Raw genomic sequence first — 20,689 nt, forward strand, 5'->3', positions numbered from 1 at the left:
TAAGCCTCCTTTTTCTTCTATTTTATTTTCGAGAGTATAGTGAAAATTTCCTTCCATACAAGTAAAAAAAGGGAATTCTGAAAACTATCTAGAGAGGGGTCCTTTGCAAAAAGGATAGATCTGACTAAAGCTGGAGCAATAATACACAAAGAAGGAAGGGGTGCCCCATAAGTTTTCTGCTTATAGGACACCCTTTCTTATAAAACAATCATGCTATTAAAGAGCTGCGTCATCTACGCTATTTAAATATTCTTCTATAGTGCCAATTACTGACTCTACGCAGCCATCCTCGAATGGAGAAATAAGGTTCGCTTCTTCTACTAGCTTTGTGAAGGATTTGGAGCCACCAAGTGAGCAAAGGTGAAGATAATCCTTCCAAGCCTCCTCATGATTTTCTCTAGAACGCTTCCAGAATTGGAACGCACAGATCTGAGCCAATGTGTAGTCAATGTAATAGAATGGGCTACCAAAAATGTGACCTTGTCTATGCCAGAAACCACCATTTTCGTAATAGCTATTTCCATCATAGTCACGGTGTGGTAAGTAAGCTTTTTCGATTTCTCTCCAAGCAGCCTTTCTTTCCTTAGGCGTCATTTCAGGATTTTCATACACAACGTGCTGGAATTCATCTACTGCCACACCATATGGAAGGAATTGAAGACCGCTACTTAAATGAGCAAACTTATATTTTTCCGTTTGGTCTTTAAAGAAAAGCTCCATCCAAGGCCATGTGAAAAATTCCATACTCATCGAGTGGATTTCTGCTGATTCAAAGGTTGGCCATAGATATTCTGGGATTCCGATATTTCTGCTAGAGTAAACCTGAAAGGCGTGACCAGCTTCGTGTGTTAAGACATCAATGTCTCCTGACGTTCCATTGAAGTTGGAGAAAATAAATGGAGATTCATAGTCCTCGATGAAGGTACAATAGCCTCCAGCCTCTTTCCCTTTTTTCGCAACTAAATCCATCAAATCACGATCAATCATGAATTGGAAAAACTCAGCCGTCTCTGGAGAAAGTTCTTCATACATTTTCTTGCCATTTTCAATAATCCATTCAGGAGAACCCTGTGGTGTAGCATTTCCTGTTAAAAAGTTAAGTGGTTCATCATAGAATTTTAGCTTTTCTACGCCAATGCGCTTCGCTTGACGCTCATACAGCTTTGTAGTTAATGGGACAATAAATTCCTTTACTTGATCACGGAAGTTTTTCACCATAGCTGCATCATAATCGATACGATTCATGCGAACATAACCAAGCTCTACAAAGTTTTTATAGCCAAGCTTTGTCGCAATTTCATGACGTGTTTTTACTAATTGATCGTATATATCATCAAACTTTTCTTCATTATCAGAGAAGAAGCTAGCTGATGTTTCTCTTGCTTTTTTACGTGTTTCGCGATCTGTTGACTCAGTAAACTTCCCTAATTGAGCCAGTGTGTATATTTCACCTTCAAATTCGACCTGTGCAGAAGCCACTAGCTTTGAATAATCCGAGCTTAGTTTATTTTCTTTTTGCATTAGGCCAATTACCTCAGGAGAAAAGGCTTTTATTTGAAACTCTGCTAGATCAAATAGTTGGCTTCCCCATTTTTCCTCTAGCTCTTTACGGAAAGGCGAAGCTACTAGAATTTTATAATACTCTGTGATTAGCTCCTCTACCTCTGGTCCAGTTTCATCAAGATAATCTCTCTCTTTTTGATAAAACTCATCATGTGTATCGATAGAAGCTCTAATGTACACCAAGTTGGCTTGTGTAGAATAATTGTTGCGAATAGTATTTAAATCTTCGATAATGCTGTTTTGTTCCTCTAACGTAGAAGCTTCCTTTAACTTAGATAAAAGACCGTGAAAGTTTGTCTTCATTTCCACTAATTCGGGTCTCTTATACTCATAATCCTTAAAAGTAACCAATGTTTTTCCCCCTTTGGAATAACTATATTCCTTCTAATTGTGCTTTATTTTCAGATAAATCTCAATACATTAAATTGTCAGTTGACATTATATAGACAATTATATAATATGTTTATAAAAAATCAAACATTTTAAGGGGTTGTTTGTTCGTGGAGTTAATAGAAAACTTTTGGGACGCCAATATGGAGGAGCTGAAGAGGGGGTATACAGAGAGTTCCGAGTCATTTGAGTGCTTACTGTGCGGAGAAAAAATTGAAAAGGGAATTATTTATCCCAAGGAAGAAGTGTTATACGAGGCGGAGCGCTATACAAAGCTTCATATTGAGGAAAAGCACGGATCTGTTTTTCAATATTTAATAGGGTTGAATAAGAAGGTTACTGGTTTAACAGATCATCAAAATAGCCTGCTAGCTCTCTTTTATGAAGGGAAAAATGACAAAGAGATTCAGCAGGAGCTTCAAATTGGTAGCGCTTCTACTATACGTAATCATCGTTTTGTATTAAAGGAAAAGGAGCGACAAGCGAAAATATTTTTGACCTTGATGGAGCTGTTAAAGGAAAAGGATCTACATGCCCCAGCATTTCTTGCTCCGCATAAGAATGCAACGATGGTGGATGACCGATACAATATGACGCAGGAAGAGCAGCAAGTGCTTGAGAAAAAGCTATTTCCTCAAGGTGTTGAAGGGATGCTGGTCAAATTTCCGAAAAAGGAAAAGCAGAAGCTTGGTGTCCTGCGAGTAATTATTAAACGGTTCGAAGAAGGAAAAAGTTACACAGAAAAAGAAGTCAATGAGGTATTAAAAAGCATCTATGATGACTATGTAACATTACGCCGCTACCTTATCCAGTATGGATTTTTAGATCGAAAGGACGATGGGAGCGTCTACTGGGTGAAGAGCTGATAAAAAGAGATGGTGTAAGAATATTAACGAATGAAAGTGTAAGGGGATGAATGAGAATGAATATAGAGTGTACGAGATTTAGAGTGAAACCAGGTAAAACAGAAAAAGTAAATGAGTGGTTAGGCTACTTAAACGAAAATATGGAAGATGTTCTGATGACACTCGAAGGCGAAAAAATGTATGTCGAGACGATTTTTCGAGAAATCTTAAACGGAGAAGAGTATCTATATTGGTACTCTGTTCAAGGGACCGACGGAATCGAGGTGGAGGAATCAGAACACTGGATTGATAAAAAGCACCTTGAATATTGGGAAGAGTGTATCGATAAAACATACAAACCGGTTCATTTACAAACAGAAGTAGTAATGATTCCTGAAAAAGTACGAGAGTCTATGAAATAAGAATTACTATTAGTAAGTCCTGTAAGATAAGAACTTCTTTATTACGTGAATGTATTCTCCGTCAAGAAGGAATGGAAACATACCTTATAGAATGGGGTTATGGGGAGGAATGTACATGAATGATATGTTAGCAATAAATAAAGCGGGCTGGGAAAAATCGGCGGAACGCTTCTTTGGTAGAACGGCACTACCAGATTATGGTCCATATGCACCATCAGAGGATATACTTCAGCTGTTCGGTGATTTGCAGGGAAGAAATGTGTTAGACATAGGTTGTGGCAGTGGGCATTCTCTGCAGTATATGAGTAAGAATGGTGCAAGTGAGCTGTGGGGTCTAGATATGTCCACGAAACAGATAGAGACTGCCACGAATGTACTGGCGAATCAGTCGGTAAAAGTGTCATTGTTTGAATCACCGATGGAGGAAAATCCGGGGCTTCCTGTGGGATATTTTGATGTTGTCTACTCAATCTATGCTCTAGGCTGGACCGTGGATTTAAAGAAAACTCTATCCAACGTTGCAAGTTATTTAAAGCCTGGAGGAGTTTTCATTTTTAGCTGGGAGCATCCCTTACATGATCGGATTACCTATGGAGAAGAGAGATTTTATTTCCAGAAGTCATACAATCAAGAAGGACCGGAATATAACGAAGCGTGGCATAGTGAAGTAATTACGTTCCATCGGAAGCTGAGTACATATATTAATACACTGATAGAATGTGGCTTTGCCATCGAAAAAGTAGTCGATGACGTTGTAATGCCGGAGGGAGAGACTCCACCAACTAAATGGTATTCCAATCAAAAAGCGGAATTTCTTCCGCCGACCTTTATTATAAAGGCGCGTAAAAATGTATGAATCATTATTGTGACAGTGCTTTGAATCAAATAAAAATTGCGTTAGATAGTGTCTTAGTTATCATGGAACAGCTAACAGAGGAAGAGTTGTCGGTAAGACCATCTTCTGAAAAGCGGTCGATCCAGGAGCAGCTGGAACATCTGGTAACGATTTGCAAGGCGGATCTCCTTATCGCAAATGGCTATAGACAGGAAGAGATGAATGAATTCTATTCCTATTTAAAATTCGAAAGTGTAGAGGATTTAAAAAGGGCAGCACTAGAAAACTTTGCTTATCTATCTGCAACCTATAAAGCATATTCCGAAAATCAATTGGAGGAGCAGGCAACCTCCTATTGGGGGGCTACCTACTCAAGATTTGAATGGCTGCTAGAGATTGTAGCTCACCTCTATCACCATAGAGGCCAGCTTCATGCACAGCTAGTATACGGAATGGGTAAAGAGATAAAGGTATCGTTGTTTGAATAGGGGAATTGGTCTTCTAAGTAGTAGAATATTCTAATTAGTAAGGCGGAGATGGAACAGGGAGTAACGTCTAGAGCAGTAAGAATTGGAAATCGAGTGAGAGTAAAATTGCTCTATCCGAGAATAAATAGCCTCCGAACGAGAGTAAATCAGCTGAATGAGAGTAAATAGCTTCCGAGCGAGAGTAACGGGAAGCCATCCGAGAATAAAGTGTCACCGAATGAGATTAACCACCGCCTAACTGAGAGTAACGGCTGACCCAGTAAGAGGTGGGAAATTGAGTGAGAGTAAATAGCCTCCGAGCGAGAGTAACGGCTGACCCAGTAAGAGGTGGAAATCGAGTGAGAGTAACTTCGCCTTATCCGAGAGTAAAGTAACCTCGAACGAGAGTAAATCAGCTGAATGAGAGTAAATAGCTTCCGAGCGAGAGTAACGGGAAGCCATCCGAGAATAAAGTGTCACCGAATGAGATTAACCACCGCCTAACTGAGAGTAACGGCTGACCCAGTAAGAGGTGGGAAATTGAGTGAGAGTAAATAGCCTCCGAGCGAGAGTAACGGCTGACCCAGTAAGAGGTGGAAATCGAGTGAGAGTAACTTCGCCTTATCCGAGAGTAAAGTAACCTCGAACGAGAGTAAATCAGCTGAATGAGAGTCAATAGCCTCCCAGCGAGAATAACGGGAAGCCATCCGAGAATAAAGTATCACCGAATGAGAGTAACCGACGCCTAACTGAGAGTAACGGCCAACCCACCAGTAGGAAGCGGAAAATCAATAATCCTAGCTGCCCCACCCCTTACTCCAATTAAAAAACTCTGCCGTCCACATAGGCAGAGTTTCATTGTCCAGTGATAAATGTCCTTAGTAATGCTACACGTTCCCTTAGTCTCAGCTTTGCCTCGGTTACTGGTGGTGTCTCGGCAGGAACTACGTCTGCATCCCAACCAAGCCCCTCGGCAATTATCTTGGACCGTTGCAAGTGGAAATCACTAGTGATGATAGTGACAGCTTCCACGTCATCAGGCAGAATCTCCTGAGAGAATAGTAGATTTTCATAAGTAGAGGTAGATTTATTTTCCAGAATGATTCTTTCCTCTTCAATCCCGTGTTCGACCAAGTATTCTTTCATTACAACTGCTTCTTCTATATCCTCATCAGGTCCCTGACCACCAGAGACTACTAGTTTGATGTGTGGATATGATTGGGCATATTCCAAAGCGGCTTCTAGTCGATAACGAAGTGCCAAGGATGGGATATTTCCTTCTTTGACTTTTGCTCCTAATACGATTGCATATTCATTTGTGCCATCTGCTGCTGGCTTAAGTCCATCCTCTAGCCATTTGCCAGTTAGTAACCATAATCCTCCTCCAACAAAAAAGGTGATAAAAACGGGTACTAGCACAATCCACCTCATTTTTCTTTTCATGTATGCTCCTTAGGTTGAAGGCTTTTTCTTCTTAATAACGGATGAAAGTGTTCGCTCTTCCTTTTTCATTAGTCGCTGAACATTCTCGCGATGAAGTAGAAGGGCCATCAAGAACAGAAAGCTGGCAACTATGACAGGACCTAATCCGTCTGCTACCCAGAAAGATGCTGCTACGAAAACGATGTAAAATGCAAAAACTCCGATTAATAAATAGTCCGTTATAATAGTGATTGCTATAAGTAGCAGTAATGCGGCAAGCCCTACCGGCCAATGCAATGCAAGTAATACTCCGATAATGGAAGCAGTACCTTTTCCTCCTTGAAAGCGTGTGTAAATAGGAAAGTTATGTCCTAGGATTACAGCAGCCCCAGCTAAATAGAGTAAAAAATCTAACTGTGCAGGAGAAAAAATCTCTGTATATTGAGCAAACAATCGAACGCCAATGATCATAACGGCGCCTTTTAATATATCGATTACCCCAACAAGAATGCCATATTTCCAGCCAAGTACAATGGTTGCGTTAGATGCACCAGAATTATTTAGGCCTTCCTTTTTAATATTCACACCACTAAAAAATTGTGCTAGTTTCGAACCATGAATTGACCCAAGAAGATATCCGATGAAAAGAGTTGCAACTCCATATACCCAAATACTCATTTTACGTTCCCCCTTTCCAAGGTATTCCTTTTATTAAACGAGTGTAAGAACAAAAAAGTTTCAGAATTTTAACTATTTTCCTTGACGAATAAAAGAAGAGGAGCTAAACTGTGTAACAAGATGGAAATACAAACCAAATACTCTTATCAAGAGAGACCGAGGGAATAGGCCCTACGAAGTCCAGCAACCCCAGTTTTTACTGGAAGGTGCTACATCCTACAAATCCATTTAGTTGGATTTGGAAGATAAGAGGAGGAACAAGTCAAACAGTCCCCTCTTCTCATTACTAGAAGAGGGGTTTTCTTGTTCAATATCCTCTCGAGGCCTCCAGCATTCCATCTAAACTACTAAATTGGAGGAATTCAAATGACTAATCTTCACAAAGAAACATTACTTCTGCACGGTGGACAACAACCGGACCCTGTCACTGGCTCACGAGCGGTACCCATTCACAAAACGACTTCCTATGTATTTAAAGACACGGAGCATGCACAAAACTTATTTGCTTTAAAGGAAACTGGTAACATTTACTCCCGTATTACGAACCCAACAGTTGATGTGTTTGAACAACGTATTGCAGCATTAGAAGGAGGAACAGCGGCTGTCGCACTTTCCTCTGGGATGGCGGCTATTGCTTTTTCTATCTTAAATATTGCAGGAGCAGGCGATGAAATAATTGCAGCTGAGAATTTGTATGGAGGAACATTTAATTTATTTGCCCATACACTCCCAAGGTACGGCATTACCGTAAAATTTGTTGATTCAACCAATCCAGAAAGCTTCCGAGAAGCAACTACGGACAAAACAAAGGGATTCTTTGCTGAAATAATCGGTAATCCAAGTCTCAATGTGTTGGACGTAGAGAAAGTGGCAAGCATTGCAAATGAGGTGGGAGTTCCATTACTGGTGGATAATACATTCGCGACACCTTATGGCTGCAATCCAATTGAGCATGGAGCTCACGTGGTGATTCACTCTGCAACAAAGTGGATTGGAGGTCATGGAACAACAATCGGTGGAGTCGTAGTAGACGGTGGTAATTTTAACTGGAACTCTGATAAGTTCCCAGGCTTCACGGAGCCAGATGTAACCTATCATGGATTACGTTACGGCATTGATGTACCAGATGTAGCGTTTGCTATTAAGCTGAGAGTACAGCTGTTAAGAGATTTTGGTCCCTCTCTTAGCCCGGAGGCTGCCTTTTCCTTCTTACAAGGATTGGAGACACTTCATTTAAGGGTGCCGAAGCATAATGAAAATGCACAGGAGATAGCTGAATACTTACAACAGCATGAAGGAGTGACATGGGTCAACTATTTAGGGCTTGAAAGTCACCCGACTCATGAGCTTGCAAAAAAATACTTAACATCAGGATATGGCTCCATTCTAACCTTTGGAGTAAAGGGTGGAAAAGAAGCGGGTCGAAAAATCATCGACAATATTGAAATTTGGTCTCATGTTGCAAACGTAGGAGATGCAAAATCGCTGATTATACACCCAGCATCCACTACCCATCAGCAGCTGACTCCAAAGGATTTAGTAAAGACAGGTGTAACCGAGGATTTAATTCGCTTATCAGTGGGCTTAGAATCAGTCGAAGATTTAAAGGAGGCGCTTGGTAGAGTTCTTCTAGAAAAAACAAATGTCCTCTCTAGATAGAATTTTTGTTGTGATTTGGGTTAAAATGGTCTACAATAAGTAAAATAATCAATCGTTGAAAGATTGGAAAATTTACTTCAGTACGATTTGGCTCAGGTTGTACGGGTTCTGAGGAGGAAACATCATGGCGAAAATTAAAGCGGCAATCTTAGGCTTTGGGACAGTAGGTCAAGGTATATATCACATTGTGAATGAAAAACGAGAAGACTTAAAAAAGTCATTGGGATTAGACATTGAAATTAGTGCAATTCTGATTAGAGATCTAGGGAAGGAAAGACCTGAGACACCAGGTGTTTTAGTCACGGATGATTTTGAGGATATTGAGAATATACCGGGACTTCAAGTGGTATTTGAGGCCATCGTGAATGAAGAGCCAGCATATAGCTATCTATGCAGGGCGATTGACAAAGGATGTCATGTTATTACTGCAAATAAAGTAATGTTTTCAAAATACAGCATCCCACTGCAGGAGAGAGCAAAATCTAGAGGAGTGTACGTTGGTTTTGAGGCTACTACAGCTGGAGGAGTACCGATTATTAAGACACTAAAAAACTTACTACAGGTCAATTCAGTTAAGCGTATTCAAGGTATCTTAAACGGAACCTCCAACTATATTCTTACTCAAATGCGTGTGGAAGGAAGCTCCTTTGAGAGTGCGTTATCAGAAGCACAGCTTTTAGGGTATGCGGAAGCAGATCCTTATAATGATATATCTGGTCAGGACGCTTTTCGAAAACTAATGATCTTAAGTGCGCTAGCATTCGGAAAACAGCCTAACTGGGATGATGTACAGGTAATTGGGATTGATCAAATATCCTCTGAGGATGTAGAAAAAGCAAAGCAGGAGGGATACCGCTATCGCCATGTAGCGGAAATAGAACAAGATGAAAACGGGGACCTATATGCCTCAGTTGGTCCACAGCTTGTGGGACCGGATCATCCGCTTTATGCAATTGAAGGAGTAAACAATGCAGTTTCTTTAGACACAAATTACATTGGTACGCTGACATTGGTAGGACCAGGTGCAGGAATGTACCCAACTGCTAGTGTAATGGTAGAGGATTATGCAGAGATTATTGGAAAACGTGCAGGATTTTTTATTACCATCTAAGGGAACATGCTACTAGAATCACCTGGAGTTGAAGTATCCATTTAAATTAAAGAGGGGTATGCCATTAATATGGGATACCCCTTGCTTCTGCCATTGTCTCAATAAAACATTATTCTTGTCTCATAAAGTGCTCTCACGAACTTTCTACTGCTTGTGCGCCTCCATTTTTCCCCGAGGCCAAATAAAGTATGCAATGGAAATAAAGAAGTCAATCACTAGCACTAGTGACCAGATTTTTAAGGCAATCGATAAAATTTCAGTGCGACTTGCGTCGTTCACTAAATAAATGAAAAGAAATAAAAATCCTGCCCCAATGGCGTATGCTACAAAATGCTGGACAAAGCCTTTCATAGAGAGGCGTGCATATTCGTATCCAACGATTTTCTTCGGCTTTTTGCCTATCCTTTTGAAATAAAATAAAAAGCGTTCATCTGCCCAGCGTATCAGGTTCTTGCCGAACACAATGGATATTCCTAGGTACACAGCGGCAAGGGCATGCACCTCAGTTGCGGTTCCGCCTTTTAGCAAATCAATCGAGGTAAAGACCAATAGAAATAAATTAATAATTGGGGTGATTGCTAGTAGGATACCCCCAAGTCTTTTTCGCTCCAAAGCATATCGAGTGATAAGACCAAGTATAAGAACAACCCAAAAACCTATTTCTGCGGCAAGGATGGACCAAACAATCACCTTCATTTAATCACCTCTTTTTTAGATTATATGAGGCGTTCAGAAAAGATATCAACATATTAACATAATAGTGTGAATAATTTAAATCCTAAGCATAAGTTATTCACTATTAATCGTTTGCCTTCCTGGTTAACGGGAAGAAAACACAATCTTTGATTGTTTTACAATCAGTTAATACCATCAGAAGCCGCTCGATTCCAAAGCCCCAGCCAGAGATGGGAGGCAATCCGTACTCCATCGCAGTTAAATAATCCTCATCCATTTCCATCGCCTCAGTATCGCCGTTTGCTTTTAACCTAGCCTGTGTTTCTAATCTCTTTCTTTGCTCGATTGGGTCTACTAACTCAGAATAAGCGTTAATCACCTCAGCACCATTAATAACCAATTGAAAGCGATCGGTTAGCCTATTGTCTTTGTCGTTTGCTCTTGCTAAAGGTGAAAGGTCTATTGGATGCTCTATAAGGAACGTCGGTTTAATGAGAGCAGGTCTAGAGACTTTTTTGTAGAGTAGGTCAATTAAGTTTCCTCTCCCCATTTGTTTGGCCTCCACATGGTCGAGAGAGATACCTTTCTCTTCGATAGCTTGATACAACTCGGATGCTTCAGGAAAAAGGTCAATATCGATAGCACAGTCCCTCCATATTAAATCTCGGAAGGATATTACCTCCCAGTCCAAAGAAAAATCAATTGGTTGCCCATTGATTGAAACAGTTGTTGTATGAAATGTCTCCTGCAGAACAGTTAACATCATCTCTCTCATAAGTTTCATGGTATCTTTGTAGTTCCAGTAGGCTGCATACCCTTCTAGCATGGTGAATTCTTGTAAGTGCTGGGGACTTATGCCTTCATTTCGAAAACATTTAGCAAACTCAAAAACCTTTGTAAATCCACCAGCTATCAGCCTTTTCAAATAAGTTTCAGGAGCAATTTGTAAGTTCAGCTCTGTATCTAAGGAATGATGAAAGGTAGAAAATGGCTTTGCGATTGCTCCCGAGGAAGTGTGCTGTAAAATCGGTGTTTCAACCTCTAAAAAACCATGGTCTTCAAAAAACCTTCTGATAGAGCGGACTAACCTTGTTCTCGTAAGTAGGCGATTTTTTGTTTCCTCCGTCATGATTAAATCCACATAACGCTGACGGTAGCGAAGCTCAATGCTGCTCAGTCCATGCCATTTCTCAGGTAACGGACGCAATGCTTTTCCAAGGAAAGCATAAGATTGTATGCGAAGCGTTTTTTCACCTGTATTCGTCGTGTACATAGTACCTTCCGCACCTATAAAATCACCAATATCCATAGAATGGAGGAATTGCTCAAATAGAGCTTCTCCAATTTCTTCTCTTTTTAATAAAAGCTGAAGCTTCCCTTCAACGTTAGCAATGGTTAGGAAGCATAGCTTGCTGAAGCTCCTGACGCCAATAATTCTCCCTGCCACTCTAACTCCATTTGCTCCGTCCTCTAGCTGTGACGCATCAAGTAAATCGAAATTGATAGAATATTTCTCCGGATAAACCTGTACATCCGCCGATCGAAGACTCTCTAGTTTTTCTATTCTGCGCAGCATTTGTTCATTCATTCATTTTCCCTCCAATTTTTAAAATCCAGCCCAACAAAAAAACTCTCACCCCCAAGATTTTCATCTTGAGGACGAGAGTATTCATCTCCGTGGTACCACCCCAGTTTATCGGTATGTCACCATACCAACCTCTTCGGGTACGGCATTACACGTATACCCTATCTCTATAACGGGAGATCCCGTCGCAGTATCAATTGCCAGTATGGCAAAATCCGTGCGAAGCTCCGAGCCTTTTTTCATGACGAACGTTAATGCTCCATCCCACCAAACAGGAGCTCTCTAGGAATAACATTTCAGCACTACTCTTCTCTTCTTAGCTTTTTAATCGATTTATAAAATTAAGATTATTCTAAAGAGCGGAACGTAAGAAGTCAACTGAAATTTTAAAGTGTTGCATTGGTTTAATTAATATCTCCTACATAAACAGGCGTTTTAATGCCATCTGCATAAGCCATCAGATGAGGACGAAGGTCAGCTGGCAGTAAATGAAAGGAATCAAGCTTGTCTAGTGGAATCCATTCAATCCCAATTTGTCCGTTATCTAAGTTAGAGCCAATAGGTAATACTTCTTCCTTCAGTGAGCATAAAAACATCAATTCCATCACATGTACACCCGCATGATAGACAGCGACCTCATGATTTTTCCCTATGTACTCTCTAACAAATAAAAGATCTTGAATTTCTATTTCTGCACCGAGCTCTTCCATGCACTCTCGCTTCAAGACATCGTGAAGATTTTCTTCATGATGCTGACCTCCTCCAGGCAAAATATAATACGTACCTGCTTGTTCCTGAATTTTCAGGACCAATAGACAATCATTTTGAATAATAATAGCCTTTGCCGCTGTCCGTCTTAACTTCATGGGTTTCACCTAACCTATGCATTATTTACCAATATGATAGACTATTGGGAAAATTAATACAATATATACCAAATAATTAAGTGAAAAAAGGAAAGTTGGGCAATGGAATTTTCTGCATAATAAAGGGCCCGTCTGAAAAGTCATTTTGAGACGGGCCCTTTGCGACGAGGCTGGTGGCATTTTGATGCGACCACCACAGGAGCAAAGAAAATGTCTGAAAAGTCCCTTTGCGACGAGGCTGGTGGCATTTTAATGCGACCACCGCAGGAGCAATGCTACATAGCAGATACCTGTCAAAGAAGGAAGGGGGTGTCCCATAAGTTTTTTACTTATGGGACACCCCCGTAATTTAATCTTCGTCTTTTACATCTATATCCTCTGGAATAGGGGTATTTCTCCATTCTTCGATTAATTGCTTCACTTCTTCTAATTGTTCAAAATGGGTCTCAAACTGGGAGCTGTTTACCAAGTATTGTTCCCCGTCAAATACCGCTCGGATTTTCTTTTCAGCTATATATCTTCGGACTTGCTCCACAGGCATAGATAAATATGCGGCTACTTCTTCAACTGTCATATACATGTGCAAATCCCTCCTATCTATATTAGTATAAGGGAGAGAAAACCTTATCTCAATCTCTGTTTCTATCATTACATAGGAAAGGTCTGTGTATAATCATGACAATAATTCCATACATACTTGTACTTCTAGGGGCAATGCTCTGGGGTACGACAGGCACAGCTCAAACTTTTCTACCGGACGACGCGCATCCCTTCCTCATAAGTGCTGGTAGGTCAGCGGTCGGTGGATTTTCGCTATTAGTTTTTATGATTTTATTTAAAAAAATAAAGTTCTCTACCTGGCCTTGGAAGTACACGCTATATGCTGCAATTTGTATCTCCGCATTTCAGCTCTTATTCTTTTCTTCTGTCCGATTGACGGGGGTGGCGATTGCAAGCGTTGTCGCGATAGGAAGTGCACCAGTATTTTCAGGCATCATAGAATGGCTCTTTTTTAAACAGCGACCAACTAGAATCTGGGGCATCTCTACGACTTTTTCCATTGTAGGCTGTCTCTTTCTATTTCTGACAAAGGGAGAGGTAACGATTAACCCAATCGGGATTGGCTATTCGCTAGTAGCTGGGCTGATTTTTGCTGTTTATACAATGACAAGCAAAAAGCTACTGGAAAAGGAGGATGCAATTGCGATTGTGGCAATGACTTTTTCTGCTAGTGCGGTTCTCTTACTTCCTTTTTTCTTTTTATTGGACACGAGCTGGTTAATTAGTCCAACCAATATTGGGATTATCGTTTACCTAGGGTTGGCCACAACGAGTCTTGCATATGTACTGTACGGAATTGGTCTTCGGCAAATTCCTGCTTCCTCGGCCTTGACCCTATCTTTGGCAGAACCAACAACGGCTGCACTGCTAGGGGTTGTAGTGGTAGGAGAGGTGCTTGGTATGACCTCTTGGATAGGAATTGCCCTGTTATTAGGCAGTATTGTTCTGTTAACAGTGGGAAGTAAAAAAGCGGTGTAAAATACAGCGGGATGGTACAGCTATAAGTGATTTATATTCCTCTTAAGCAGCTACTACTTTAATATAATCAAGCGAAATGTGCCAATTTGTGGTACAATAATAAGATAACTTTAAAGTGAGTAGGCGAATAAATGATAGAGATAAAAACATCTCCACTAAGTGACGGAGAATTTAATAGAGGCGTATTTGCAAAACAGGATATTAAAAAGGGAGAGCTTTTCCATCAAGCACCGGTGATTGCTTATCCAAACGAACAGCATGAGCACATAGAAAAAACGCTACTAGCTGACTATGCTTTTGAATATGGGATTGGGCAATCTGCTATTCTGCTAGGCTATGGAATGCTGTTTAATCATTCCTATGAGCCAAATGCAACCTATGAAATTAATTTTAGAAATCAAACTTTTGATTTCTTTGCACATACAGATATTAAAGCTGGGGATGAAATCCTCATTAACTATAATGGCGACGTAGACGATCAAGACGAGCTATGGTTTAACAAAGAATAAAATAAAAAAGTGTAAGCAAGTAGCGAACTTGTTTACACTTTTTTTATTTTTCGTGAAGGGTGATGACAATTAAACGATACAACAAGTAAACACCGAGATAAGCACCGGAAATTAAGAAAAATGGATTTAAAAAGATTCCGTGAATCGTGGTCATAAAAACGGCATCATCCACGATAATCTGATGAATGGATAGCGAAGCGATATTCCCAAAAATAAGTGCTGAAAGTATAGCCAATACATTAAAAATGAAGCGAAAAACCTTCTTCTTATAAAGTGCATACATCACAATCGGAGCCACTATGCTCCCCAATACTAATAATACCTTCGTTATAGAACCTCCCTATTCTATTACTTTCCTTTCGTTGAGCTGTCTAAACAGTGAGTAGTCAGAAAAATGGAACTAAATGTATTTGGAAGCGTCTAAATAAGGAGAATTCTAGCAGTTTTGTCATCAGGCGTTATTCGAGAAATGGATTGTAGCAAAAACGGGGTCCATTGTAGCAAAAATCGCAGTGATTGTAGCACTTTTTGTTTCATCGAGCTTCTAGGGAATTGATTGTAGCAAAAACGGGGTTCATTGTCGCAAAAACGAGCGTGATTGTAGCAGAAATCGAATTGATTGTAGCACTTTTGAGTTTCCGGAGTCCCTAGGGAAATGATTGTAGCAAAAATGGAGTTCATTGTAGCAAAAAAGAGGCTAATTGTAGCAAAAATCCCAGTGATTGTAGCACTTTTAAATTTCACGAGATTCACTAGTAGCAACAATTCTATTTTACCGATAGTCAGGAAGGGGAATATTGTATGTTTTATCGTCGTAAGCATTATCTGGTGAAGCTAGAAATAGTGGAAAGCTTTAATGAGCATTTTAATGAAACCAATCTACCTGAACAATTAAGGAATGGCTCACGCTTGGTAGGACGCTGGATGAAGGAAAGGGAAGACGGGGTAGAGATTTTCGCTATTTGGGAATACGATAGCTACGAGGATTATGTGAAAATCGAAAAAACAATTAGTAGCAACATGCAACATGTGAAGAGAGTGAAGGCTTGGTACGATAAGCATGGAGGAAAAGAAGAAGTGTTAGCGAAATATTTAATAGAGGTGAAGGACGAGGAAATAATCTCAACTCTTACATAAGTGGATTCTTATAGAATCTGCTTTTTTTTATAGGTCTTAAATGTCCTGCACATACTTCTGATAATTTTTTTATTTTTCTAAAACGCCATACATAGTAGCCTCGTCTATTTAGTAAAGAGAGGAAAGGGGGAGTGAGGGTGAACCGTTATTTAGAGGAACAGCAATTCCAGGAAATCATGCAAGACCATACGGACTACTTACTAAGACTGGCTTATCTGTATGTAAAGGAGTGGCCAGCTGCAGAGGATATTGTGCAGGACGTCTTTTTATCCTACTATCAAAAATTTGAGCAATTTGAAGAGCGAGCCTCTCTCAAGACATACCTTGCCAAAATGACGATCAATCGATCCCAGGATTATTTGAAAAGCTGGCGCTATCGAACTCAAATGCTAACGAATTCATTTAAAGCTCCATCGAAAAAAGGAAGAAATCGCATAGTGGAGAAGGATGAAAAACTAGAGCTAGCGGAGGCAGTACTCCAGCTTCCATTAAAATATCGAGAGGTTATTATTCATTATTATTTTGAAGAGCTTTCCATCCTAGAAGTATCACAGCTCCTTACGATTTCAGACAATACAGTAAAGACTAGACTCCGAAAGGCACGGTCACTCTTGAAGGAACAATTGAAGCATGGTGAATGGGAGGTGCTTGTTCATGAATGAAATAAAGCAGCAGCTTTTAAGGAAGATGGGAGATACCACCGACCGGGCGGCAAGAGTGCAAGAGAACGTACAAAACAACAAGAGGGACTATCCAAAAAGAAAATCTGGGAAATTGATCTATTATACAACAATTGTTGCTTTTGTCAGTTTACTAACAGCAGCTAGTATTTTGCTCATACCAAGTATTCTAGGTGAAAAGCAGATTCAACCCTCAGAGGAACCGACTGAAGTAATTCCACCTGTCGAAGATCCTGTTGAAGAGGAACCAGAAATATCAGAAGGGCTCCCACTGGAAGAGGAGGTTGACCAGACTTGGGCACTAAGAACTTATTTTCCGAGCAATAGCACCTCTACCTTCAATGGAGGTTACGAAAATAGCGGATCTACTATTAAGTCAAAATGGATTAACCAATACTATTTACAGCAAATAATTGAAAATACGGGAACAACCTTCGAGCAGATTTTTCGTTTCAAAGATAACAAAATGGACTTAGTTTATAGAGAAAATATTGATGGTAGATCTCCATCAAATATGACATTTGAAGAATTAGAAGCGTTAACCTCTATTGAGTTATTCCTAGCAGCACCTTTTGAGGTAGGAAGTCAGTTTGGTTATGGCGGACTGTTTGGTGAAGGGGTGATTATTTCATTAGACGAAGAATTAACAACTCCTTTAGGCACTTTTACAGATGTGATGGTAGTGCAGACGGAGGCAGATGGCTACCGAAAAATGAGCTACTATGCTCCGGAATATGGCTATATAAAAGGCGTTGCAGAAGGTTGGGATTGGGATGCCGAGGATTATGTAGTAAATAATACAGAAGAGATTATTGGTATTACGTATGCAGAGCATTCTTTCAATAAAGAAACACCAGCAGCTTTTGAAAAGACGACCACCTCCAATTACAAGCCTAACTTTCATACACCATGGGAGATATCGCCAAATGGGAAACTTCAAACAACGATTGAAGGAAAAGGAGAAAAAGTTATAGAGGAAGGTGTTGCTACTCTAGTAATAGAGAATACCGAAACAAAACAATCTATCATTTTTAAGCTATTAGAATCTGAAAAGTACCCACAATATACACCAAAGGGAGTAGCTTGGATAGACGATCACCAATTATTCGTAATTATTGGTTTTGGTTTCGGGACAGTGAGTATGGGTGGAGAGCTATATATATTAGATATTGAGAAAAATGAGCTAAAGCCTGTTATCACCGAATTAACGAATAAAGAGGAAGTAATGTCTGTAAAAGTAAATGACGATGGTACGTTCACTTATCAGTTATTTGTCTACGACAATGATACTTTATCGTTACCAGAGAGCCATATAGAGGAAAAGACCTTGCCATTACCATAGGGCAACCCCCATTATGAAGAGTGTAAAGTAAAAACACAAAAAAGGACCGAAGCAACAAAAATCGGTCCTTTTATTCTTGCCTTATCACTCTAAATTCTTATCATAAAAGATTCTTCGTCATATCCGTCATATTCTGAAATCCAAGATGCTCGTAGACAGTTCGACCAGCTGAACTCGCCCATAGTCTCGCTTTTTTTGCTCCTTTTTGTTGGAGCCATGAACAGATTTCATCTACTAATTTGTGTGCTAATCCATTACTACGATGTTCTTTTAACGTATAAACAGATATCACCCAACCAAACAGGCTTTGTTCAGGGGCAAGTGGGAAGGGATACTCTGTTCTGACTAAACCTCCTGCACAAGCGACGATGTTATCTTCTTGATCTACAGCAACTCTGAACGATAAATTACCTGATTTATATTCTTTAACAAACAGGTTCTTTACCTCTTCTGCTCTCTGTAAATCTGGTTTTGGTATCCCGTCACATTCGCCCATTTCACAAGCCATCCTGTACCAATAATCTGCTAGAAGTGATATTTCTCCCTCTGTAGCCCATCTTGTCTCATACATGCTATAATCCCCTAACCCAATCGTAGTAGTTGATACTATTCTAACTGTAACATAAGATTTCCCATAGTCTTGGTTGATTTGTTGCGAATCAATCACCGTAATTTTTATAGGTAAATTACTGTTTGTTTCTTTATTATCTACTTCTACCAGGATTTTATTACGCTTCCTTTTCGGTGAATTTTAGTTATCTTGGGGTATTTGTTTGCTGTTTAAGTAATAACATAAGAAAGGTACTAAAGAGTGCCCCTTTTTAAAACCCTAAAGTTTCTCTCACGCTAGCTAAATAGGATTGGCTAACTGGCAGCTCTTTGCCACTCTGTAATACAATCACTAAATTAGAGGAAAAATCACGAACGATTTTATCAATAAAATCAATATTTACTATATACGATCTGTGTATTCGTAAAAATTGGGCTGGCAGTTTTCGTTCTAGCTCCTTGAGAGCAGTGTTAATCTTATATGGTTTCTCCTCAGCGTAGTACCATGTCTTCTTTTGGAGGCTCTCGATGTGTGAAATCCTCTCGATAGAAATTGGCTTCCATTCTTCCTCTCGTTTTCCGGTAAGAAAGTGAACGGGTGGTGTTACTGTAACAGTGTGATTTGGAGGAAGGATTACAATGAGTGCGGCTTGTTCGCCATTTAGCTCGATTGGGTAGCCGATTCCGTAATATGGCAAACCATATAATGTCATGTCCATTGTAGCTTCTGCTCTTTTCCCGGTCTGTATAACAAGATCTGCAATACTTCCCTTCTCTACTAATTGTCCCTCTGCTATCTGCAAATCCTGAATCCCAGCTCCATAATAAATGTACTGTCCTTGTGAAGCGATAGCGATTGAAGCCTCCTTTGGAATCCACTCCTCTAATAGATTGCCATACTTCTTTAATTGGTCTTTGGTAATTTCCATCACTACACCCCTTTGAAAATTTTATGACTCATCACGCTTATTTTTCGTTCATCCCCAAAATTATGCATTTTATCCAAATACTCATACAATTGTTTCTATTCTGTTATATATTACATTATAATAAAGTTAACTGTTATGATACAGTAAAAAGAATAGAAATCCAAAAATTAGTAGAGAGGTGTGTTATGAATGACAAAAAGACAACAACAAGTAGAAGAACTACAAAAGCAATGGAGTGAGGAGCGTTGGAAAGGGATTGAGCGACCATATTCTGCTGAAGATGTTATTAAACTACGAGGCTCTCTTCAAATTGAATATACATTAGCAAGAAAAGGAGCAGAGCGCCTATGGAATTCTCTTCATAAGGAGGACTTTATCAATGCTCTAGGTGCGTTAACTGGTAACCAAGCTGTTCAGCAAGTGAAAGCGGGATTGCAGGCTATCTACCTAAGTGGATGGCAAGTGGCGGCGGATGCAAACTTATCAGGTCAAATGTATCCGGATCAAAGCTTATATCCAGCAAATAGTGTGCCAGCTGTTGTAAAACGTATCAACCAGGCACTGCAACGTGCAGACCAAATTGACCAAGCAGAAGGCCGAGAAGAAGAGTTTGATTGGTTTGCTCCTATTGTTGCGGATGCAGAAGCAGGATTTGGTGGTCCACTAAATGTATTCGAGCTTATTAAAGGAATGATTGAAGCAGGAGCAGCTGGAGTCCATTTAGAGGACCAACTGGCATCTGAAAAGAAATGTGGTCATTTAGGAGGAAAAGTGTTACTCCCTACACAAAATGCTATCCGTAACTTAACTGCAGCTCGCTTAGCAGCGGATGTATGTGGGGTACCAACCATTATTATTGCTCGTACGGATGCGGATGCAGCAGATATGGTTACAAGCGATATAGATCCACGTGACCATGAATTTATTACAGGAGAAAGAACGCCAGAAGGCTTTTATCGTACAAAAGCAGGGATTGACCAAGCGATTGCCCGTGGTTTAGCTTATGCACCATATGCAGACTTAGTTTGGTGTGAAACATCCCACCCTAGCTTAGAGGAAGCAAAACAATTTGCAGATGCCATCCATGAAAAATATCCAGGCAAAATGTTAGCGTATAACTGCTCACCATCCTTCAACTGGGAAAAGAACCTAGACAAAGAAACGATTGCAAAATATCAAGTAGAGCTAGGAAAGATGGGCTACAAGTTCCAATTCGTAACATTAGCCGGCTTCCACTCATTGAACCACAGTATGTTTGAGCTTGCTCATGACTATAAAACAAACGGAATGGCAGCGTACTCTAAGCTTCAGCAAGCAGAATTTGCGAATGAATCGAAGGGCTACACGGCTACGAAGCATCAACGTGAAGTTGGTACAGGATACTTCGATGAGGTTTCACAAGTGATCTCTGGTGGAACATCATCTACAACAGCAATGAAAGGCTCTACGGAAGTAGCGCAGTTTGCTTGATTATAGAATGGAGGCA

General features: G+C 40.1%; 22 protein-coding genes, 1 riboswitch and 1 other annotated feature. Of the genes, 12 read left to right on the forward strand and 10 right to left on the reverse strand.

The window, feature by feature from the left end; translation table 11 throughout:
* Positions 1-216: 216 nt before the first annotated feature.
* Positions 217-1,866, reverse strand: a complete 1,650-nt coding sequence (locus AC1ECF_RS16795) for a M3 family oligoendopeptidase (RefSeq protein WP_480390610.1) — start codon at positions 1,864-1,866, stop codon at positions 217-219.
* 197 nt (positions 1,867-2,063) lie between these two features.
* Between AC1ECF_RS16795 and AC1ECF_RS16800 the strand changes: the two genes are divergently transcribed.
* The 4 genes from AC1ECF_RS16800 to AC1ECF_RS16815 all read left to right on the forward strand — a co-directional run bounded on the left by AC1ECF_RS16800 (position 2,064) and on the right by AC1ECF_RS16815 (position 4,543).
* Positions 2,064-2,819, forward strand: a complete 756-nt coding sequence (locus AC1ECF_RS16800; protein ID WP_480390583.1) for a DUF2087 domain-containing protein — start codon at positions 2,064-2,066, stop codon at positions 2,817-2,819.
* A 56-nt stretch (positions 2,820-2,875) separates the two neighbouring features.
* Positions 2,876-3,220: a DUF6176 family protein gene (locus tag AC1ECF_RS16805; RefSeq protein ID WP_480390584.1), complete on the forward strand. Its 345-nt coding sequence runs from the start codon at positions 2,876-2,878 to the stop codon at positions 3,218-3,220.
* A gap of 115 nt (positions 3,221-3,335) precedes the next feature.
* A complete protein-coding gene (locus tag AC1ECF_RS16810; protein ID WP_480390585.1) occupies positions 3,336-4,076 on the forward strand; it encodes a class I SAM-dependent methyltransferase in 741 nt (246 codons plus the stop codon).
* Positions 4,073-4,543 carry a DinB family protein gene (locus AC1ECF_RS16815; protein WP_480390586.1) on the forward strand — a complete coding sequence of 157 codons (471 nt, stop codon included), beginning with the start codon at positions 4,073-4,075 and terminating at the stop codon, positions 4,541-4,543. Before AC1ECF_RS16810 ends, AC1ECF_RS16815 begins: the two co-directional genes overlap by 4 nt.
* An 834-nt stretch (positions 4,544-5,377) precedes the next feature.
* Here AC1ECF_RS16815 and AC1ECF_RS16820 read toward each other — a convergent pair.
* Positions 5,378-5,965, reverse strand: a complete 588-nt coding sequence (locus AC1ECF_RS16820) for a YdcF family protein (RefSeq protein ID WP_480390587.1) — start codon at positions 5,963-5,965, stop codon at positions 5,378-5,380.
* A 9-nt stretch (positions 5,966-5,974) separates the two neighbouring features.
* Positions 5,975-6,622 (reverse strand): glycerol-3-phosphate acyltransferase, encoded by a 648-nt coding sequence (locus AC1ECF_RS16825; RefSeq protein ID WP_480390588.1) that lies wholly within the window; start codon positions 6,620-6,622, stop codon positions 5,975-5,977.
* A 140-nt stretch (positions 6,623-6,762) separates the two neighbouring features.
* Positions 6,763-6,874: riboswitch (SAM riboswitch) on the forward strand.
* 114 nt (positions 6,875-6,988) lie between these two features.
* Between AC1ECF_RS16825 and AC1ECF_RS16830 the strand changes: the two genes are divergently transcribed.
* Together AC1ECF_RS16830 and AC1ECF_RS16835 are read left to right on the forward strand one after the other, a co-directional pair.
* Positions 6,989-8,281, forward strand: coding sequence for an O-acetylhomoserine aminocarboxypropyltransferase/cysteine synthase family protein (locus AC1ECF_RS16830; RefSeq protein ID WP_480390589.1), 1,293 nt, complete (start codon positions 6,989-6,991; stop codon positions 8,279-8,281).
* Positions 8,282-8,405: 124 nt separating this feature from the next.
* Positions 8,406-9,392 carry a homoserine dehydrogenase gene (locus tag AC1ECF_RS16835; RefSeq protein WP_480390590.1) on the forward strand — a complete coding sequence of 329 codons (987 nt, stop codon included), beginning with the start codon at positions 8,406-8,408 and terminating at the stop codon, positions 9,390-9,392.
* A gap of 144 nt (positions 9,393-9,536) precedes the next feature.
* On the opposite strand, the gene AC1ECF_RS16840 is transcribed toward AC1ECF_RS16835, so the two are convergent.
* From AC1ECF_RS16840 to AC1ECF_RS16855, 4 genes are all read right to left on the reverse strand, one after another.
* Complete coding sequence (locus AC1ECF_RS16840; RefSeq protein ID WP_480390591.1) at positions 9,537-10,088, reverse strand: hypothetical protein; 552 nt, start codon at positions 10,086-10,088, stop codon at positions 9,537-9,539.
* Between the two features lie 103 nt (positions 10,089-10,191).
* On the reverse strand, positions 10,192-11,655 hold the full coding sequence (lysS, locus tag AC1ECF_RS16845; RefSeq protein ID WP_480390592.1) for a lysine--tRNA ligase: 1,464 nt from the start codon (positions 11,653-11,655) through the stop codon (positions 10,192-10,194).
* Between the two features lie 64 nt (positions 11,656-11,719).
* Positions 11,720-11,979: a binding site (T-box leader), on the reverse strand.
* Positions 11,980-12,056: 77 nt separating this feature from the next.
* Positions 12,057-12,518: an NUDIX domain-containing protein gene (locus tag AC1ECF_RS16850; protein WP_480390593.1), complete on the reverse strand. Its 462-nt coding sequence runs from the start codon at positions 12,516-12,518 to the stop codon at positions 12,057-12,059.
* Between the two features lie 349 nt (positions 12,519-12,867).
* The gene (locus AC1ECF_RS16855) at positions 12,868-13,098 is read right to left on the reverse strand and encodes an excisionase family DNA-binding protein (RefSeq protein ID WP_480390594.1); all 231 of its coding nucleotides are present in this window, start codon (positions 13,096-13,098) and stop codon (positions 12,868-12,870) included.
* Between the two features lie 95 nt (positions 13,099-13,193).
* On the opposite strand from AC1ECF_RS16855, the gene AC1ECF_RS16860 reads away from it, so the two are divergent.
* On the forward strand, positions 13,194-14,057 hold the full coding sequence (locus tag AC1ECF_RS16860) for a DMT family transporter (RefSeq protein ID WP_480390595.1): 864 nt from the start codon (positions 13,194-13,196) through the stop codon (positions 14,055-14,057).
* 131 nt (positions 14,058-14,188) lie between these two features.
* Entirely contained in the window at positions 14,189-14,566 is a 378-nt protein-coding gene (locus AC1ECF_RS16865) for an SET domain-containing protein (RefSeq protein WP_480390596.1), read from the forward strand.
* A 43-nt stretch (positions 14,567-14,609) separates the two neighbouring features.
* Here AC1ECF_RS16865 and AC1ECF_RS16870 read toward each other — a convergent pair whose 3' ends face one another.
* Positions 14,610-14,864, reverse strand: coding sequence for a transposase (locus AC1ECF_RS16870; protein WP_480390597.1), 255 nt, complete (start codon positions 14,862-14,864; stop codon positions 14,610-14,612).
* A 503-nt stretch (positions 14,865-15,367) separates the two neighbouring features.
* Here AC1ECF_RS16870 and AC1ECF_RS16875 point away from each other — a divergent pair.
* The 3 genes from AC1ECF_RS16875 to AC1ECF_RS16885 all read left to right on the forward strand — a co-directional run bounded on the left by AC1ECF_RS16875 (position 15,368) and on the right by AC1ECF_RS16885 (position 17,725).
* Complete coding sequence (locus AC1ECF_RS16875) at positions 15,368-15,703, forward strand: NIPSNAP family protein (protein ID WP_480390598.1); 336 nt, start codon at positions 15,368-15,370, stop codon at positions 15,701-15,703.
* A 137-nt stretch (positions 15,704-15,840) separates the two neighbouring features.
* Positions 15,841-16,365 (forward strand): sigma-70 family RNA polymerase sigma factor, encoded by a 525-nt coding sequence (locus AC1ECF_RS16880; protein ID WP_480390599.1) that lies wholly within the window; start codon positions 15,841-15,843, stop codon positions 16,363-16,365.
* On the forward strand, positions 16,358-17,725 hold the full coding sequence (locus tag AC1ECF_RS16885; protein ID WP_480390600.1) for a DUF4652 domain-containing protein: 1,368 nt from the start codon (positions 16,358-16,360) through the stop codon (positions 17,723-17,725). The genes AC1ECF_RS16880 and AC1ECF_RS16885 overlap by 8 nt, the downstream gene beginning before the upstream one ends.
* A gap of 100 nt (positions 17,726-17,825) precedes the next feature.
* On the opposite strand, the gene AC1ECF_RS16890 is transcribed toward AC1ECF_RS16885, so the two are convergent.
* Together AC1ECF_RS16890 and AC1ECF_RS16895 are read right to left on the reverse strand one after the other, a co-directional pair.
* The gene (locus AC1ECF_RS16890) at positions 17,826-18,296 is read right to left on the reverse strand and encodes a GNAT family N-acetyltransferase (protein WP_480390601.1); all 471 of its coding nucleotides are present in this window, start codon (positions 18,294-18,296) and stop codon (positions 17,826-17,828) included.
* Between the two features lie 250 nt (positions 18,297-18,546).
* The gene (locus AC1ECF_RS16895) at positions 18,547-19,203 is read right to left on the reverse strand and encodes a LytTR family DNA-binding domain-containing protein (RefSeq protein WP_480390602.1); all 657 of its coding nucleotides are present in this window, start codon (positions 19,201-19,203) and stop codon (positions 18,547-18,549) included.
* Positions 19,204-19,392: 189 nt separating this feature from the next.
* Here AC1ECF_RS16895 and aceA point away from each other — a divergent pair, with 189 nt between their 5' ends.
* Positions 19,393-20,673: an isocitrate lyase gene (gene aceA, locus AC1ECF_RS16900; RefSeq protein WP_480390603.1), complete on the forward strand. Its 1,281-nt coding sequence runs from the start codon at positions 19,393-19,395 to the stop codon at positions 20,671-20,673.
* Positions 20,674-20,689 lie beyond the last annotated feature (16 nt).

The sequence above is a fragment of the Psychrobacillus sp. Z3-81 genome (assembly GCF_056620325.1).